Source organism: Vreelandella glaciei (assembly GCF_013415125.1).
Classification (GTDB): Bacteria; Pseudomonadota; Gammaproteobacteria; order Pseudomonadales; family Halomonadaceae; genus Vreelandella; species Vreelandella glaciei.
The window spans coordinates 81,944-100,497 of record NZ_JACCDE010000006.1; the positions used below are offsets into that span (position 1 = coordinate 81,944).

At 57.0% G+C, this 18,554-nt stretch carries 15 protein-coding genes; 10 read left to right on the forward strand and 5 right to left on the reverse strand.

All coding sequences use genetic code 11. From position 1 onward, the window contains the following. Positions 1-9 precede the first annotated feature (9 nt). The gene (locus HZS80_RS06020) at positions 10-3,153 is read left to right on the forward strand and encodes an efflux RND transporter permease subunit (RefSeq protein ID WP_179915446.1); all 3,144 of its coding nucleotides are present in this window, start codon (positions 10-12) and stop codon (positions 3,151-3,153) included. An 11-nt stretch (positions 3,154-3,164) separates the two neighbouring features. On the opposite strand, the gene trpC is transcribed toward HZS80_RS06020, so the two are convergent. The 3 genes from trpC to HZS80_RS06035 are packed head-to-tail and all read right to left on the reverse strand — an operon-like array spanning position 3,165 to position 5,699. Then, entirely contained in the window at positions 3,165-3,968 is an 804-nt protein-coding gene (gene trpC / locus HZS80_RS06025) for an indole-3-glycerol phosphate synthase TrpC (protein WP_035566664.1), read from the reverse strand. A 38-nt stretch (positions 3,969-4,006) separates the two neighbouring features. Then, positions 4,007-5,026 carry an anthranilate phosphoribosyltransferase gene (gene trpD, locus HZS80_RS06030; protein WP_035566667.1) on the reverse strand — a complete coding sequence of 340 codons (1,020 nt, stop codon included), beginning with the start codon at positions 5,024-5,026 and terminating at the stop codon, positions 4,007-4,009. 37 nt (positions 5,027-5,063) lie between these two features. Next, positions 5,064-5,699, reverse strand: coding sequence for an anthranilate synthase component II (locus HZS80_RS06035; RefSeq protein ID WP_045812138.1), 636 nt, complete (start codon positions 5,697-5,699; stop codon positions 5,064-5,066). Between the two features lie 383 nt (positions 5,700-6,082). Here HZS80_RS06035 and HZS80_RS06040 point away from each other — a divergent pair, with 383 nt between their 5' ends. Further along, positions 6,083-7,003, forward strand: a complete 921-nt coding sequence (locus HZS80_RS06040; protein ID WP_179915447.1) for a metal ABC transporter substrate-binding protein — start codon at positions 6,083-6,085, stop codon at positions 7,001-7,003. A gap of 32 nt (positions 7,004-7,035) precedes the next feature. Here HZS80_RS06040 and HZS80_RS06045 read toward each other — a convergent pair whose 3' ends face one another. Continuing rightward, positions 7,036-7,773, reverse strand: coding sequence for a phosphoglycolate phosphatase (locus HZS80_RS06045; protein WP_179915448.1), 738 nt, complete (start codon positions 7,771-7,773; stop codon positions 7,036-7,038). 103 nt (positions 7,774-7,876) lie between these two features. Between HZS80_RS06045 and HZS80_RS06050 the strand changes: the two genes are divergently transcribed. Continuing rightward, complete coding sequence (locus tag HZS80_RS06050) at positions 7,877-9,175, forward strand: NAD(P)/FAD-dependent oxidoreductase (protein WP_179915449.1); 1,299 nt, start codon at positions 7,877-7,879, stop codon at positions 9,173-9,175. Between the two features lie 14 nt (positions 9,176-9,189). Here HZS80_RS06050 and rpe read toward each other — a convergent pair whose 3' ends face one another. Further along, positions 9,190-9,882 (reverse strand): ribulose-phosphate 3-epimerase, encoded by a 693-nt coding sequence (gene rpe / locus HZS80_RS06055; protein ID WP_179915450.1) that lies wholly within the window; start codon positions 9,880-9,882, stop codon positions 9,190-9,192. A 253-nt stretch (positions 9,883-10,135) separates the two neighbouring features. Between rpe and cysP the strand changes: the two genes are divergently transcribed. The 7 genes from cysP to HZS80_RS06090 all read left to right on the forward strand — a co-directional run bounded on the left by cysP (position 10,136) and on the right by HZS80_RS06090 (position 18,531). Next, complete coding sequence (gene cysP, locus HZS80_RS06060; RefSeq protein ID WP_179915451.1) at positions 10,136-11,146, forward strand: thiosulfate ABC transporter substrate-binding protein CysP; 1,011 nt, start codon at positions 10,136-10,138, stop codon at positions 11,144-11,146. A gap of 26 nt (positions 11,147-11,172) precedes the next feature. Further along, positions 11,173-12,027, forward strand: coding sequence for a sulfate ABC transporter permease subunit CysT (cysT, locus tag HZS80_RS06065; RefSeq protein WP_179915452.1), 855 nt, complete (start codon positions 11,173-11,175; stop codon positions 12,025-12,027). Then, positions 12,027-12,854 carry a sulfate ABC transporter permease subunit CysW gene (cysW, locus tag HZS80_RS06070; RefSeq protein ID WP_179915453.1) on the forward strand — a complete coding sequence of 276 codons (828 nt, stop codon included), beginning with the start codon at positions 12,027-12,029 and terminating at the stop codon, positions 12,852-12,854. Before cysT ends, cysW begins: the two co-directional genes overlap by 1 nt. Continuing rightward, complete coding sequence (locus HZS80_RS06075; RefSeq protein WP_179915454.1) at positions 12,851-13,945, forward strand: sulfate/molybdate ABC transporter ATP-binding protein; 1,095 nt, start codon at positions 12,851-12,853, stop codon at positions 13,943-13,945. The genes cysW and HZS80_RS06075 overlap by 4 nt, the downstream gene beginning before the upstream one ends. Positions 13,946-14,190: 245 nt before the next feature. Continuing rightward, on the forward strand, positions 14,191-14,856 hold the full coding sequence (locus HZS80_RS06080) for an ABC transporter ATP-binding protein (protein WP_179915455.1): 666 nt from the start codon (positions 14,191-14,193) through the stop codon (positions 14,854-14,856). Then, positions 14,853-17,333, forward strand: a complete 2,481-nt coding sequence (locus tag HZS80_RS06085) for an ABC transporter permease (protein ID WP_179915456.1) — start codon at positions 14,853-14,855, stop codon at positions 17,331-17,333. The genes HZS80_RS06080 and HZS80_RS06085 overlap by 4 nt, the downstream gene beginning before the upstream one ends. A 10-nt stretch (positions 17,334-17,343) precedes the next feature. Continuing rightward, on the forward strand, positions 17,344-18,531 hold the full coding sequence (locus HZS80_RS06090) for a lipocalin-like domain-containing protein (protein ID WP_179915457.1): 1,188 nt from the start codon (positions 17,344-17,346) through the stop codon (positions 18,529-18,531). Positions 18,532-18,554 lie beyond the last annotated feature (23 nt).

Sequence of the window (18,554 nt, forward strand, 5' to 3'; positions counted from 1 at the left end):
TACCCGCGTATGTTTGCCGCCATTATTCGTCACGGCATCTTGGTTAGCGTTATTACGCTGATCCTGTTGATTCTGGGTATCGCCGCCATCTGGCGTATTCCGGTACAGATGATTCCCGACCTGGAAACCCGCGTGGTGGGCATCGAGACTCAGTGGCCTGGAGCGACGCCGCAGGATATCGAAAAGGATATCTTGATTGAGCAGGAGGAGTTCCTGCGTAATGTGCCCAACCTGCAGCGCATGGAGTCCACCGCCAGCAGCGGCAGCGCCGAAATCGAGCTGGAGTTCCCGTTTGGCGTCGATCTCACCGAAACCTTGATTCGGGTTAACAACGCGCTAAGTCAGGTGCCCTCCTACCCCAACAACGTCGACCAGCCGCGCATCGTCGCCAACTCCTTCTCCGCCAACGCCTTTATGTACTTTAACGTTGGCCCCCGTGAGGGTAACCCCCGCCAGCTCGACATGCCTGCCATGCGCGACTACCTGGAAGATAATGTCCGCCCGCGCCTGGAGAGCGTTGCCGGCGTATCGGAAGTCACGGTTTCCGGTGGTGCAGAGCGGCAAATGCAGCTACTGATCGACCCCGAAGCGCTGGTCGCCCGTGAACTGAGTATCGCTGATATTCAGGCCGCCCTTCAGGCCCGCAACCAGGATGTCTCCGGCGGTAACCTCGAGAGCGGTAAACGCCGCTACCTGCTGCGTACCGTGGGCCGTTTTGAGGATGTGGAGAGCCTTGAAGCGCTGATCCTCATCCGCGACGGTGACGCGGTTACCCGGTTGAGCGATGTGGCCGAAGTGCGCCAATCCTATGCCGAACTCACCTCTCGCGCTTACAGCTCGGATGGTCAGCCGGTACTGAGCGTGCAGGTGCGACGGGAACCGGGCGCCAATGTGATTGATATCAAGCGCGCCATGCTCGACGAAGTCGCGGCGCTTAATGAAGGTCTACTAGCCGAGCAGGGCATGCGCATGACGCTCTCCAGCGACGACGTGCGCTACGTGGAGTCATCGATTGCCAATGTTTGGGTCAACCTGGGCCTTGGTGCGCTGTTTGCCACCTTGGTGATGTACGCCTTCCTGCGCTCTGCCCGCGCCACCATGGCCGGAGTTATCGGCATCCCTATCTGCACCATCGCCGCCTTTTTAGGCCTGCTGCTGGCAGGCCGCACGCTCAACGTTATTTCGCTGGCGGGTGTCGCTTTCGCCATTGGCATGACGATAGACAACACCATCGTCGTGTTAGAGAGCATTGAGACCCAGCGCCGCCGTGGCCTGGCGCGCTTTGAAGCGGCTCTCGAGGGCGTCAAGCAGGTATGGCCCGCGGTGCTGGCCTCAACGCTCACCACTATTTTAGTCTTTGTGCCGATCTTCTTTATTCAGCAGGAAGCCGGGCAGCTCTACTCCGATATTGCGGTGGCCATCTCGACCTCGATTATTGTCTCCATGGTGGTCGCCATTACCGTTATTCCCACCTTGGGCGCGCATATCGATTTTCGCGGCAAGGAGAGCGCCTCAACCTCATCGCCGCGCTGGGTACGCGGCTGCCTATGGGTGGTTGATGGCATGATCCGCACGACTTTCAGGCGCTTTCTCGCTATCGTCCTGGGCATCGTGGGTGGTATCGGTATTTTTGTCTGGCTGACGCCCCCGGCGGAGTACCTGCCCGAAGGCGAAGAGGCCAAGACTTTCGCCAGCATGAACGCCCCGGCGAGTTACAACCTGGCGACTATGGATGCGATTGCTCAAACACTGCAGCAGGAGCTGGAACCCCATGTGGGCGCTGAGCCTGAGCGTTTCGTACGCGGCGATACCGACATCCCGCCGATTCGCACCATGGGCATTCAAGCCGAAGCCCAAAGCCTGCGGATCATTGCTGAAACCATCGACCCCACCCATATTGAAGCCTTGATGGACGCCCTCACCCGGCGCTTTGAGAAATACCCGGACATGCGCTCCTTTGCCGCCCGCGGCTCGATTATCTCCAGCAATGACGGCGGTACGCGCAGCATCACGTTGGATATTGCCGGCAACGATCTAAACGAACTCTACACCACCGCCAATGCGATTTATCAGCGCGCCCAGACAGTGTTCGACAACCCGCGCATTCAGTCGCGCCCCTCCGCTCTGGATCTTGGCCAGCCGCTGATTGAGGTGTACCCCAATTGGGAGCGCGCCGCAGAAGTCGGCCTTGATACCAACGCCCTGGGCACTACCGTCGCGGTGCTCACCAACGGCGCCTACCTGGATGACTTTTATCTCGACGACGAGAAAATTGACCTTTACGGCTATGGCCCCGAGGCCGGCGATATCGACCTGGATGCCCTTGCCACCCTGCCTATTTATACCCCTTCTGGGGTGAGCGTTCCGCTCAACACCCTTGCCGAAATTCGCGAAACCGTGGGAACGGCTACGCTGCGGCGGGTGGATGGTCGCCGCAGCGTCACGCTGGACGTTATTCCATCCCGCAGCGTGGCACTGGAAGCCGGTATCGAGCAAATGCAGGATGAGGTGATTGACCCACTGCGCGATGAGGGCGTCATACCCACCAACATTAATGTCAGCGTGACCGGCGCGGGCGATCAGTTGGACGCCACCCGCCGGGCACTTACCGGCAATGCGTTAATCGCGTTGGCGATTGTGTATCTGCTGCTGGTGGCGATTTTTGCCCACTGGGGTTACCCGCTGCTGATCCTCGCCACTATTCCGTTAGGCGCAGCAGGAGGGATCGTGGGGCTATGGCTGATGAATACGGTGGGCGCTCAACTGCCGAAAATTGGCTTGAATGCCATTAGTCAGCCGTTTGATATGATCACCATGCTGGGCTTTTTGATTCTGATGGGGACGGTGGTCAACAACCCGATACTGGTGGTTCATCAGGCGAGGGAGAATCTGCGCACGGCAAGCATGGGGGTGAGGGAAGCCGTTCAGCAGGCGGTAGAGAGTCGCTTACGGCCGATTGCCATGACGACGCTCACCACCCTGTGCGGGCTTTCGCCGCTGGTGTTTCTACCCGGGGAAGGCACCGAGCTTTACCGCGGCGTCGGTGCCATTGTGCTATTTGGGCTGCTCGGTACGGCAATGGTCACCGTTACCTTCTTGCCAGCCCTTACCGTTGCCGTGCTCAGTTGGAAAACCAAACGGGCGGCGAGCTAAAGGCGGGTGATTTAGAAAAACAAACGCTTAAGTGCCAAACCCGGATCACTTTCGCGCATAAAGGCTTCGCCAACCAGGAACCCGTTAACGTTGTGGTCACGCATCAGCTCAACGTCATCGCGGGTATGAATACCCGATTCGGTAATCACCGTGACGCCTTCAGGAATGCGCGGCAGTAGATCCAGGGTCGTATTCAGGCTGGTTTCAAAGGTATGCAGGTTGCGGTTGTTGATGCCCACCAGCTTTAGATCCAGCGCCAGGGCACGCTCAAGCTCATCGGCATCGTGGACTTCGACCAGCACGTCCATGCCAAGTGCAATGGCTTGCTGATTCAGGTCACGCAGCTGTGCGTCGTCCAGGGCGGCCACTATCAATAAAATACAATCCGCCCCTATCGAGCGGGCTTCCGAGACCTGATAGCCATGGGTGATAAAGTCTTTGCGAATCACCGGCAGCGTGCAGACATCCCGAGCGGCAATGAGATAGTCTTCGTGGCCTTGGAAAAAGTCGGCGTCGGTAAGCACGGAGAGACAGGCAGCGCCCCCTTGCGCATAGCTTTTAGCAATATCCGAGGGGTGAAACTCTTCACGAATCACCCCTTTTGAGGGCGAGGCTTTTTTGACCTCGGCGATAATCGCCGGATCACCCGCCGCGATGCGTGTATTAAGCGCCTCAATAAAGCCGCGCGGGGCACTCTGCTGCTCCCCGAGGGCGAGCAGATCGGATTCCGAGACCGCTTGACGACGCTCAGCCACCTCTTGATCTTTGCGAGCCAGAATGCGCGTTAAAATAGTTGGCGTTGCCTGTTGAGTCATGGTGATCTCTTTTTTTAAAACTTATCTTGTTTAAGAACCTACTGCTTAAAAACGCTGGTGAAGTGCGAAAGCTCTTTAAGCTTCTCAAGCGGCAGTTTGGAGGCTTGCGCATCCTGAGCCACCATCACCCCCTCTTTTAAGGTATCCGCGACGCCTGAACAGTAGAGCGCGGCCCCGGCGTTAAGCGCAACCATATCCGCAGCGGCGCCTTCACCGGAAAGCGCGGCTTTGACCAAGCGCAGGCTATCTTCCGCACTATTGGCCTTCAGCGTTGCCAGGCTCTGACGCTCGATACCCAGCTCCTCAGGCGTAATGGTGTACTGGGTGATTTCACCGTCTTTTAGCTCGGCCACTAAGGTGGGGCTGGCGAGGGAGATTTCATCCAGTCCGTCATCTGAATGCACCACCATCACGTGGCGGCTGCCCAAGGTTTTAAGCACTTCTGCCATCAGCGGCACTAATTCAGCAGCGTAAACACCCAGTACTTGATTGGGGGCGCCAGCAGGATTGGTCAGCGGGCCCAAAATATTAAACAGCGTGCGTACGCCCATTTCCCGGCGCGGGCCAATGGCATAGCGCATGGCCGGATGGTGGTTGGGTGCAAACATAAAGCCTACGCCCACCTGCTCAATACAGCGCGCTACCTGGTCAGGTTTGAGATCCAGGTAGATACCCGCCACATCGAACAGATCCGCGCTGCCCGACGACGACGAAACGCTACGATTACCGTGTTTAGCGACATGGGCACCAGCGGCCGCGGCGACAAAACTGGCAGCGGTGGAAACGTTAAACAGGTTGGCGCCATCACCACCGGTGCCGACGATATCCACGATGTTTTCGGCATTCAGTTCAACGCGCTTCATTAGCTCGCGCATTACCTGCGCGGCGGCGCTAATTTCAACGGCACTTTCGCCCTTCATGGCTAAACCGACCAGCAGGCCGCCAATTTGCGCGTCAGAAGCATCGCCGGTCATGATCTGGCGCATCAAGGCGTGCATGGCATCGAAAGAGAGGTCTTCGCGGCGCATCACCGCATTAATCGCATCTCGCATTTGCATGAGCAGAGGGGCCCCTAAAAGCGTGTGAAACCGGCCATTAGCCGCGTTTTAAAAAGTTGGCCAACAGCTCATGGCCTTGGCGGGTAAGAATCGACTCAGGGTGAAACTGCACCCCTTCAATATCCAGCTCGCGGTGACGAAACCCCATGACTAAACCGGGAGTCACGTCGTCATCACCTGTCCAGGCAGTGACTTCCAAACAGTCAGGCAGGCTCGCTTTATCGACGACCAGAGAGTGATAGCGGGTAACCTCAACCGGGTTATCCAGCCCTTCAAATACGCCGTGGTTAGCGTGCAGCACAGCAGAGGTTTTGCCGTGCATGACCTGTGGGGCGCGCACGACTTTGCCACCAAATACCTGCCCAATGGCCTGATGGCCCAGGCAGACACCTAAAATAGGTAGCTTGCCTGCAAAGTGTTTGATGGCGGCCATGGAGATTCCCGCCTCGTTGGGCGTGCATGGCCCTGGTGATACCACCAAATGCGTCGGCACCAGCGCTTCGATTTGCTCAATGGTGATGTCGTCATTGAGGTGAGTGATCACTTCCGCGCCCAGCTCACCCAGGTACTGGACGATGTTGAACGTGAAACTGTCATAATTATCGATCATGACCACTTTACGTGCTGGCTGATTCTGCGCTGACAGCTTCTGCACCCACTGAGCTTGCGCCATTGCCCCACTTACTCCGTTGCGTCATTCAGATCACAGATGAAACCGCTAATGACTTGATGATACCGCAACCGGGCGCTGCGTTGCAGGGGTTAAGTGCCGCGCCGGGTAGGAATGGTAAGAAGTTCTCCCAGCGAGCTTGCGCACCGCCCCATAAAAGGGGCTCACCAACAGCGACAGAAGAAACCGTTCGCTCAGTCATTAGGCACGCTATGCTTAGGAGTGTAAAACTGTTAAGCATAGTGGCACTTTTCCCTGTAGGTAATCCTCCCTTGGGTAATACCTTCTGCGGCCTGTCGTTGCATTGGAACTGGCAACGGGCCACCGCAGTCTTTATTATCTGCCGTCTTTTTTCGATAGTTTTTTTAGCCAGTTAGGAGCGTGGGATGTCAAAGTGGGTTACCTGGGTGTGTACGCTCTTATTCGTCGCGCTGATAAGCACTGCGCCAGCCTATGCCAACACAACATTACGCGTTATTGCCTCTTTTTCAGTCATGGAGGAATTGGTCAAACGCTTGGCAGGCGATACGGTAAGCGTCAACGTCATCGTTCCACGAGGAGAAGATGTTCACCGCTGGGAGCTAACCCCGCCCAACGTCCTGGCACTCGAAGAGACCCATATCGTGTTTTATAACGGACTTGGGCTAGAACCGTGGATACGCCATATTGAAGCGATGTCTGACGATGAGCTAACGCTCGTGGAAGTGGCCAGAAAGGCCGACTACACACCGCTGATGATCTCGACTGGCGCGCATCAGGGCGAGCCAGACCCACACATGTGGATGGATCCAGAGGGAGCTGCGGCCTACATTGATGTCATTGCCGAGACCCTGGCCAAGCATCTTCCCGACCAGGCCGACGAGTTTTATAGCCGGGCTGAAGAGGCACGCCAGGCGCTGGATAATCTTAATCTAGCGGTGAAAGAGCGCCTCGAGGGGATTCCACAAACTAACCGCACGTTACTGACCAGCGAAGCAGGTTTTGGCTATTTCGCCCGAGCCTACGCCTTTGAAGCCCAGGGGGTGTGGGGCGTTAATCACGAAACCCAAGGCAGCGCCGAGGCCATGGCCAAGATGAGCGAATATCTTGCTAATAATCGCCCTCGCCCTCCAGCGCTGTTTTTTGAAAGCACCACGCCCAGCATTCATATGGACGCCCTGTCACGGGAAGCATCGCTTCCCCTGGCAGGCCCGCTATATGTCGACTCGCTGAGCGGTGCAGACGGCCCGGCGGCCAACTACGCAGATATGCTGCACCATAATGCAGAGGTCATGCACACCGCTCTAGGGGGCGCTACAGCTGAGTAACCAGGCCCTTGCCGATTCAACCATCGCCTGGCTTATCTGGGAGTGGTTATTAACAATTCGGTTAACGAGCCGAGCACTAAATCGGGGTGACTGTTTTCAATCGGCTCACCGTGATTATAACCGTAAGGTAGCGCCAGGGTGGTAAAGCCCGCCGCCTTACCGGCAGCAATATCGTGACGTGAATCGCCGACCATCACACACTCCGCTGGCGGTATTTGGCAGTGTTGCGCAGCGTGCAGCAGCGGCAAAGGGTGGGGCTTCTTTTCGGCTAGCGAATCTCCGCCGACCCATAGGGTAAAAAAGTCCCGCAGCTCAAAGTGCTTTAGCAGCGGCTCAATAAAGCGCTCTGGCTTATTGGTGATCAGCACCAGCGTCATACCCTGCTGATGCAGCGCCCGTAGTGCTTGCTTTACCCCAGGGTAGAGCGTTGTCAGGGTATTGGGTGCAGCGCCGTAGTGGGCCATAAACGCATCATAGGCGCGCTGTTGTCGTTCGGAACAAGGCGTTGGCTCAGGGGTTTCCTGCAACGCCCAGGCCAGCGCCCTTTCCACTAATACCGGCGCCCCATTGCCGACCCAGTCTCGGACTTTTGCTTCGCCCGGCTCTGGCAGGTCAAGGTCGTTTAACATCTTCCCCACTGCGGAGGAAAGGTCGGGCACTGAATCAATCAGCGTGCCATCCAAGTCAAACGCAACTAGCCGTTTACCCTGTAGTATTGTGTGTAACTCTGAATAGTGTGTTGGATGCACCTTCAATGCTCTCTGCCTCATCTCGATTAGAAAACCATCTTACCTGCTTAGAGCAAACGTTCGCATTAGTCAGCAGCGTAAGAACCTTCTATGCTGGGGCTAATTTAGTTAAGGAGGTAGTGATATGCCCACTCCCAGAATCGTGATTGTCGGCGCAGGTGCTGGCGGTTTAGCCCTTGCCACACGATTAGGCCGTACCTTGGGTAAGCGCAAACGCGCAGAAATTGTGCTGCTGGATCGCAATACCACCCACGTATGGAAACCGCTGCTCCACGAACTGGCCACCGGCGTACTCAATTCCAGCATGGACGAGGTGGATCTTCGCGGACACTCATCGGCCCACTTCTACCGCTATCAGCGTGGCTCGCTCACCGGCGTAGATCGTGAGCAGCAGACGCTGCAATTATCGCCGATCTATGACGAAGATGGGCAAGAGGTGCTACCCGCCCGCGAGCTTGCCTACGACTATCTGGTCATGGCCATAGGCAGCGTTTCCAACGATTTCGGCACGCCCGGCGTGGCGGAGCACTGCCACTTTATTGATTCGCCCGAGCAGGCCAAAGCGTTCCAGCGCGATATGATCAACACCTTTCTGCGCTATACCGACCCCAATCTACGCCAGCATACTCAGTTGACCATTGGCATCGTGGGCGGCGGCGCGACGGGGGTAGAGCTTGCGGCCGAATTGTTTGACGCTTCGCGCATGCTCAATGCCTATGGAGTGACGGCATTAGATAACCAGCAAATCAGCGTTCACCTGCTGGAAGCGGCGCCGCGTTTGCTACCGGGGCTTTCCGAGCGGGTTAGCCAAACGGTTAAAACAGAGCTTGAGAGCATGGGCGTCACCATCCACACCGACACCGCGATTAAAGAAGCTCAGGCACATCAGTTAATTACCGGTGACGATGAAGTGATTAAGACCGACATCAACGTGTGGGCAGCGGGTATCAAAGCGCCACCGTTTTTGGCGGAGCTAGGCCTGACAACGAATAAGAAGAACCAAATTGAAGTAAAAAGCACCCTACAAAGCGTCGATGATGAGAAAATTTTTGCCCTAGGCGACTGCGCCAGTTGCCCAATGGGGGAAGATAGCACCGTTCCGCCGCGCGCCCAGGCGGCTCACCAGCAGGCGAAGCTGCTCGCCAAAAACCTGGTCAATCAACTGGAAGGCAAACCGCTAGCCGACTTCCGCTACCGCGACCATGGCTCACTGGTATCGCTGGCCCGCTACGATGCGGTAGGTAATTTGATGCGCAGCTCCGCCTCCCGCGGCCTTTTTTTAGAGGGTTGGCTGGCTCGCCAAGCCTATGCGTCGCTCTATCGGATGCACCAGCTCTCTATCCATGGGGCGCCGAAGACGGGGCTAGCGTGGCTGGTCGATAAGCTTAATCGCTATTTAAAGCCGCGCATGAAACTGCACTAAACGACGCTCGCTTATTACTTGGCCAGCGCCGCCCGCATCTGCTTGATCACCGTGTCATAGCCGTGCGGGTCGCTGGCCTGGTGGGCACTGAATATGGCGGAACCCGCCACGAAGGTATCGGCGCCCGCTGCGGCGATCTCGGCGATATTATCCACTTTCACCCCACCGTCGATTTCCAGGCGCATATCAAATTCTGACGCATCAATCCTCGCCCGCGCTTCGCGCAGCTTATTGAGCGTGCCGGGAATAAAGGATTGCCCGCCAAAACCTGGGTTAACGCTCATCAGCAGCACCATATCGACTTTATCCATCACATAGTCGAGGTAGGAGAGCGGTGTGGCGGGATTAAATACCAGGCCGGCTTTACAGCCACCATCACGGATCAACTGCAGCGAGCGGTCAACGTGTTCAGACGCTTCGGGGTGAAAGGTAATATAGCTGGCGCCCGCTTCAATAAACTCACTGATCATGCGGTCTACCGGTTTCACCATCAAATGCACATCAATGGGCGCGGTCACCCCGTGCTTACGCAGTGCTTTGCACACCATGGGGCCAATGGTTAGGTTGGGCACATAGTGATTATCCATGACGTCGAAGTGCACCACATCCGCGCCTGCAGCCAGCACGTTATCCACCTCCTCGCCCAGCCGGGCAAAGTCAGCCGATAAAATAGAGGGGGCAATCAAGAAATCCTGCACAGCGGTCATATTCCATTCCTGCTTATCAATCATTAGACGAAGAGTAGTCACTCGGCACACCCGCGAGTATGCAGGCAAGAGAGCAAAGTCAGGCCGCTATCTTATCAGAGCCGCTTAGCAGAACCACGTATCAGTGTCTGCGCAACTCATCACACACATATTCTTAAATAGAATATAAAACATGATTGTAATTCCACATTGATAGATTTAATCTTGCCAATATTGCGACATTAAGCGCCGACTGTTTTTAAGGAGTTTCTCTATGGCACTGCCAACAATTTTCCGCCGCAGCCTGATTGCCATTGCATTAGGCGTTACGGTGAGTGGAACCGCCGCCGCCCAAGAGCGGGAGCTACTGAACTCGTCTTACGATATCGCTCGCGAGCTGTTTGCCGCGATCAACCCAGAGTTTCAAGCCTGGTGGCAGGAAGAGCATGGTGAGGAGATTGCCATTAGCCAGTCTCACGGCGGTTCTTCAGCCCAAGCGCGTGCCATCCTTCAGGGCCTGCGTGCCGATGTGGTGACCTTTAATCAGGTGACCGACGTACAGGTACTCGCCGATGCAGGGCTGGTAGCCGAAGATTGGCAAGATGCCTTTGAAAATAATGCCTCGCCCTACTACTCCACCACTGCTTTCCTAGTGCGTAAGGGCAACCCTAAAGGTATTGAGAGCTGGGACGATTTAGTCAAAGAAGATGTGCAGATGGTCTTCCCCAATCCGAAAACCTCGGGTAACGGGCGCTATACTTACTTAGCCGCCTGGGGCTTTGCCGAGAACGAGTTCGATGGCGATGAAGAGCAAATTGAAGAATTCATGCGTACCTTCTTAGCCAATGTAGCGGTGTTTGATACCGGCGGTCGTGGTGCCACCACCAGCTTTATCGAGCGTGAAATTGGCGATGTGCTGATTAGCTTCGAGTCTGAAGTTAATAACATCCGCGGCGAGTACGGCAGCGACGATTACGAAGTGATTGTGCCACCGGTCAGCATCTTGGCTGAGTTCCCTGTTGCAGTAGTCGGCGAAAACGCTGAGCGCAACGGTAACAGCGATCTGGCCCAAAGCTATCTTGAGTACCTCTACACGGAAGAGACTCAGCGCCTGCTGGCAGGCTTCAACTACCGGGTGCATAACGAGACCGTGGTTGAAGAGTTCGCCGACCAGTTCCCGGAAACCGAACTACTTGAGGTAGATGAAGTATTTGGTAGCTGGGACGAGGCGATGGAAACCCACTTTGAGGGTGGCGCCCTTCTTGATCAGCTACAGCGCCGCTAATATTCACTCATGAGCCAGCCTGAACTATGAGTCAACTTGCCACCTGGCGAACCGGCAGCACACGCGTGCTGCCGGGTTTTGGCCTTTCTATGGGTATCAGCGTACTGTTTATCTCGCTGGTACTGCTGCTGCCGATTACCGGCCTGTTTGGCCAGTTAGCAGGGCTTAGCCTCGCCGAATACTGGGCGATCATTACCGAAGGGCGCGTGGTCGCCAGCTATATGGTCACCATTGGCGCGGCAGCCGTTGCAGCGATTATCAACGCCATATTTGGTTTATTACTGGCGTGGGTGCTAGTTCGCTATGACTTCCCTGGCAAGCGCTTACTCGATGCTTTAATGGACCTCCCCTTCGCGCTGCCCACCGCGGTGGCGGGCATTACGCTCGCAACGCTGTACGCCAGCAGTGGCTGGATGGGTGGTTTATTGGAGCCGCTAGGGTTTCAAGTCGCTTACACCTGGGTGGGTATAGCCCTGGCCATGGCGTTTACCAGCATTCCTTTTGTAGTGCGCACGGTGCAGCCGGTACTGGAAGACTTGCCCGCTGAGGTCGATGAAGCCGCTATGTCATTGGGTGCCACTGACGGGGTCGCCTTTCGCCGCGTGATCTTGCCGCATATCTGGCCTGCCTTGGTGACTGGAACCGGGCTGGCGTTTGTGCGCTCGTTAGGCGAGTTCGGGGCGATCATTTTTATTGCTGGCAATATGCCTTATGAAACAGAGATCACCGCGCTGATGATCTTCGTCAAGCTGCAAGAGTACGACTATGCGGGCGCATCGGCGATCGCTTCGGTCGTACTGTTCGTATCACTGGCGCTGCTACTGGCGATTAATGTTTGGCAGGGCCGCTTTGTGCGCCGCCTGCATGGAGGTAAGGGGTAATGCGTCGAATTGGTGATGCACCGGTTGTCCGGCGCCTGCTGATAGGAGCCGCCCTGGTACTGTCAGCGCTGTTTTTGCTGTTGCCGTTGGTGGCCATTTTTGCTCAGGCGTTTTCTGAGGGTGTCATGGTCTTCTGGGCCAATGTTAGTAACACCTTCACCCTGCACGCGATTGGCTTAACACTGATGATTGCGCTACTCACTATCCCGGTGTGCTTGGTGTTTGGTGTAGCCCTGGCGTGGCTGGTCACGCGGTTCAGCTTTCCTGGGCGGCGTATTTTGCAAACGTTGATCGATATCCCCTTTGCGGTATCGCCTGTGGTGGCGGGTCTGATTTACTTGCTGCTGTATGGCCGCAACGGCTGGATCGGTACTTGGCTGGACGGCTATGATATTCAGCTGATGTTTTCTTGGCCGGGCATCCTCATGGTGACTATTTTCGTTACCTGCCCCTTTGTGGCCCGGGAACTGATCCCGTTGATGCAGGCCCAAGGCTCCCGTGAAGAGGAGGCGGCCGTGACGCTGGGTGCTTCCGGCTGGACGACCTTCCGTCGCGTTACGCTGCCCAACATCCGCTGGGCGCTGCTGTATGGCGTTATCCTGACTAACGCCCGCGCAGTGGGGGAGTTTGGCGCTGTCTCGGTGGTTTCCGGCGCTATTCGCGGTAAAACCAATACGCTACCCCTGCACCTTGAGCAGCTGTATCAGGATTATAACGCCGTGGGGGCGTTTGCCTGCGCGGCCCTACTCGCCTTTATTGCCCTACTGACGCTCTCCGCCAAGGCTGGGCTGGAATGGCGCGCAGCGCGCCGGGAGGCATTTGCATGAGCATTCACTTACACAACATCGCTAAGCACTTCGGCAATACCCAAGCGTTAGAGCCGATCAACCTGGATATTCACGAAGGGGAATTGGTAGGCTTACTCGGCCCTTCGGGCTCGGGCAAGACCACGCTGCTGCGGATTATCGCCGGCTTGGAAAATGCCGACCGCACCGCTCAGCCGGGTAAAATCCTGTTTGGCGACCGCGACGTAACCAACGTGCATGTACGCGACAGGCGGATTGGTTTTGTTTTCCAGCACTACGCGCTGTTTCGCCATATGAGCGTCTACGACAATGTGGCCTTTGGCCTGACCGTACTGTCGCGTAAACGCCGCCCGAGCAGTGGAGAAATTCGTGCCCGGGTGTTTAGACTGCTTGAAATGGTCAAGCTGGAGCACCTTGCCAATCGCTACCCTGCCCAACTTTCGGGCGGCCAGCAGCAGCGGGTATCGCTAGCCCGTGCCCTGGCCGTGGAGCCTGAAGTATTGCTGCTGGATGAGCCGTTTGGCGCACTGGATGCCAAAGTGCGCCAGGAGCTACGTCGCTGGCTGCGTCATCTTCACGATGAACTCAATTTCACCAGCGTTTTTGTCACCCACGACCAGGAAGAAGCGCTGGAGTTATCTGACCGCGTAGTGGTGATGAGCAACGGTCGCATCGAACAGGTTGATACGCCCGATGAGCTCTACCGCACGCCGAAAAATCGCTTTGTGTTTGAGTTTTTAGGTGATGTGAACCATTTGGAAGGCAAAGTGACCAACGGCGTACTCACCTGCGGCGACGCCTATTGGCACGTTGATCTACCCGATGGCCATGCAGAGCTGCTGCTCCGCCCCCATGAAGTGCGGTTAACCGAGCAACCTACCTCAGAGAGCCATCTACCGGTCACCATCACGGCGATCTCGCCGGTGGGCGCCGAAGTGCGCGTGGAGCTAGAGGCTGATTGGCTCGCCCAGCCTTGGCTTGCTACCGTGCGCCACACTGACTTTGAGCACTTGGCGCTACGCCGCGGGCAACGCTTATTCGCTCACCCCCGCCACTGGCGACGCTTCCCCAAGGCGGAATCGAAAGCAGCAGAGCAAACCCGTGTCGCTTAGACCTGCTAACTGCAACGGGAGGAGGTAGCTTTAGCTCGCGACTGCCTAGGTAACAAGCTTTGTGTGGCACCTTTTATAGTCAACAGACTGCCATGCATGTCTTTCATCAAGCGAGCAAGGCGCGGCGACATAGCAATGTATGGTGAGCGCGGCGCACCGATTACGCCTATTGATGACTAGTCTGCTGCGTTTGCGATTAGTGCCCGTTTGCGATTAGTGACCTACCTCAGCAAAAAGAGCAGCCCATGCTGGAACTTCATCAGGTCCATAAAACCTATACGACGCCTCAAGGCGCGCTAAAAGTACTCGATGATGTCTCTCTTCGCTTAGCACCGGGACAAAGTCTTGCATTAATGGGCGAATCGGGAAGCGGTAAATCAACGTTACTTCATCTCGCCGCTGGGCTCGACCTGCCCGATCAGGGCAGTATCAATCTCTCAGGACAAAACGTAGCGACGTTAGCTGAACCCGCCCGTGCCAAGCTACGCCGCGAGCAATTGGGTTTAGTATTTCAACAATTTCACTTAGTCCCCAGTCTAAGGGTCATCGATAACCTCCGCCTACAGGCGCGCTTGGCTAGCCGTGACGATACCGAATGGACAGCCTACTTAATCGCGCGACTAGGGCTTGAGGGACTTGAAAAGCGTTACCCGGAGCAGCTTTCTGGCGGGCAGCAGCAACGTTTAGCCATTGGCCGCGCGCTAGCCCCGCGCCCTTCGCTGTTACTCGCCGATGAGCCCACGGGCAATTTGGATGAAACCACCGCGGGTGAAGTGCTGGAACTGCTGCTGAGCCTAGTGCATGAAACCCAGTGCGCCCTACTCGTTGTCACCCATAGCCCCAAGGTTGCCGCGCCGCTAGATCGCTGCCTGCGCTTGCGCCACGGCAAACTGATTAACACCGCGATATGATCAAATCGCTGCCCACGGTGGTGGCAACGCTGCTTGCCCACTATCGACGTCATCCTGGTCAATTAGCCATGCTGTTGCTCGGCCTGTGGGTAGCTAGCGCTCTGTGGAGTGGCATTCAAGCCATCAACGCCACAGCTCGCGATAGCTACGCCCGCGCGGATGCCATGTTTGATACCCAGTTAGATCAGCTTGAGCGACGCGATGGCGCTCCCATCACCCGCGCGGAGTATCATGCCCTACGCCAAGCTGGCTTGCCCGTTTCGCCCATGCTGGAGGGTGAAATTGTCACTCAAGATGGCACCCGGCTAACATTGATCGGCATTGATCCGCTGACCCTTGCCAATGATAACCCGCTGGCCCAAGCAGACACCTCAAGATCGTTAACGGACTTCCTGACCCCGCCGTGGCAAACACGTGCAGCCCCCGATGTCTTAACGACCACCACGACCCTGGCGAACGGCAAATCACTCCCGCCCCTTGCATTAGCGCCAGCGCTACCCCCGGACACGCTAGTCATGGATATCGCCGCCGCAGCGCAACTGCTTGAAAGCGGTGAAGAAATAACACGCCTCGTGGCTGCACGGGGAACGCTAAACGAAGCTCCCACCGGATTAACGCTCACCCGTGCCACACGCATCGCTACCCCCGGTCAACTGACCGAAAGTTTTCACTTAAATCTTACGGCGTTGGGGCTACTCGCTTGGGTCGTAGGGCTATTTATCGTGCAGGCAGCGCTAGGCCTGGCCTTAGAGCAACGCCTGGGTATGCTGCGCACCCTACGCGTACTCGGGGTCTCAGGGCGTAGTTTGGTTCTAGCGCTCAGCCTAGAACTACTCCTGCTTGGCCTGATAGGTGCCGCTGCTGGCATCGCCAGCGGTGTATGGCTGGCACGCCTATTACTGCCCGATGTCGCGGCCACCCTAGGCTCACTGTATGACGCAGGCGTTGGTAGAGAGCTCAACTTACCGTGGCATTACTGGGTCGGCGGGCTAGCGGTTAGCCTTGGTGGGCTACTGCTGGCGGGCGGCGGCGTGCTGTGGCGCGCTGCGCGCTTAAACATGCTGGAATTAGGCCAGATGCAGGCCTGGCGCAGTGGTTACCGTCGGCAGTTAATGTTGATGAGTACCGGCGGCGCTTTAGCGGTGGGCGTTGCGGTAGCACTGTATGTTTGGCTTCGCTTTCAGCCCCCAGGTGATGGCTTAGTGGCAGGCTTTGCGCTGGTTGCCGCATTACTGCTGGCCAGCGCCCTGTGGCTCCCCCCTTTGCTAGCCCTCGCGTTGAAAGTGCTGACACATCTCGCCCGACGACGCCCGCTGGTTCACTGGGCACTGGCGGATATGCAGCTACAGCTACCCAAGATCTCGCTTGCCATGATGGCCCTACTCATCGCCCTGGCGACCAATCTAGGGGTCGGCAGTATGGTCGGTGGTTTTCGCCTCACCTTTTTAGAGTGGCTGGATCAGCGCTTGGTCGCCCCCCTCTATTTGAATGCTCCTGCCGAGCAATATGCGGACATTGATGCTTGGCTGGCTGACCGCCCTGACGTATCAGAACGCCTGCTCACTCGGCGAAGCGAGGCCCTTCTTGAGTCCATCATCACGCCCGATGTCAGTCGCGCTTTAGGCACCCCTATCGAACTTTATGGCATTACGCCCGGCGAATCTTTGATACCTCATTGGCCGCTCTTGGCTAACCAACAAGATCGCGAAGCTGCCTGGGCAGCCTTTGACCATGGCGCAGCTTTTGTTAACGAACAACTCGCCACCGCAGAGAATCTTTCCCCCGGCGACCAGCTAAACCTTCGCGCGCCGGGTGTCTATGAAACGCTGACAATCGCCGCGACTTACCCTGATTACGGCAATCCCAGCGGGCAGATTCTTATGGCATCGCCCCAGCTTGCCGCGCGCTTTGATGCTCCGCCTAGCTCGATGGGCGTCGTGCTGCATCCCAACGCCGATGTGGATGCCCTGCGTGAAGCACTTAACGAACGCTTTGGCCTGGGCAGTGATGCACTAAGCGATCAACGCGAGATCAAGCGTGTTGCTACTGACATTTTCGAGCGCACCTTTACCATTACCCGTGCCCTAAATGTACTGACCTTAGTGGTAGCAGCCCTGGCGCTGCTAGCCAGCCTGCTTGCCCAGGCCCGCAGCCGACGCCAACAGCTAGCACCGCTCTGGGCAATAGGAGTTCCCAGAGCACAGCTGGCCCAACTCAGCTTGGTACAGCTGGGGGGCGCGGCATTGGTCACCGGCCTGCTGGCACTGCCACTGGGTATCGCGATCACCTGGGGCTTGGTGGCGATCATTAATGTGGCCGCCTTTGGTTGGCGCCTACCGCTCTATCTATTCCCTTGGGAAATGGCTGTCACCCTGGCGACCGCGATTGCCGTGGCGCTGTTATCTGCAGCACTGCCTGCGCTGCGCTTTTGGCGAGCCTCACCGCGCACGTTACTAGCAGAAGAAGCCAATCAGTGAGCCTAAATCAATGAGCTTAAGCCGACTGCAAAACTTCCGTCTTCTACTGGCGTTCACCGCGACGCTGATGCTTTACGGCTGCAGTTCAGAAGAGTCCACGTCGTCTGCTAACACAGGCTTTGCCGGGCTGGGCCAGGAGGCTGATGGCTTTCAACATGCCGAGCAAAACCAGTTGCTTACGTTCCCAACGGATCACGCCGCCCATCCGGATTACCGTATTGAGTGGTGGTACTTAACCGCCAATCTTGAAGACGCCTCTGGCGAGCCACTTGGCCTGCAGTGGACCCTATTTCGCCAAGCGTTAATGTCGCCAAGCGAACGCCCGGCGCCTACCCCCTGGGCGGCTGACCAACTCTGGATGGCCCATATGGCGATCTCCCAAGGCGAACAGCACGAAGTTGCCGAGCGTTTCGGGCGCAGCCACTCTCAGGCCGACCTGAGCGTCCCCCAGGATAGCCAAGCGGGCGTCATCTCCAGCCCCTTCCATGCCTGGTTAGATGATTGGCAGCTTAAAGCGAGCGAAGAAGCCGCCAGCGGCGCTTTTAGCCCTCTAACGCTCACCGCCTATAGCGGCGAAGGCAAGTCGCGCTTTGGCTATTCGTTAACGCTTACCGCCCAAGGGCCGCTGGTTTTGCATGGAAAAAAAGGGTTCAGCCAGAAAGCCGCCAATGGCCAGGGCTCTATGTACTACAGCCAGCCCTTCTGGCAGATAGACGGCAACGTTACCCTTAACGGCGAGACCCAAGCCGTCGGCGGGCGGGGCTGGCTCGATCGCGAATGGAGCAGCCAGCTACTCGATGCCCGTCAGTCAGGCTGGGACTGGCTATCGCTGCATTTCGATGATGGTCACAAGCTGATGGCGTTTCAGCTACGCGGCGGTGGTGACGACACTGATCAAGAGCAAGGCGCTGATTATCGCTCGGGCACCTGGATCACCCCGCAAGGAAAACCCACTCCTTTAGCAAATACCGACATCATTATGACCCCGCTGGCAACGTCGGCTGTCGCCGGGCGCGAAATCCCCACCCGCTGGCGGCTGGAAGTGCCATCAGCAGGTATCGATATCAACATCGAAGCGCCCTACGCCAACCGCTGGATGACCACCAGCGTGCCGTACTGGGAGGGCGAAGTGCAGATCAGCGACCGCGCCAGCGGCGAGCCGCTTGGCGAGGGATATCTGGAAATGACGGGGTATTGACTGGATATTGAGTAGCGTAGAGC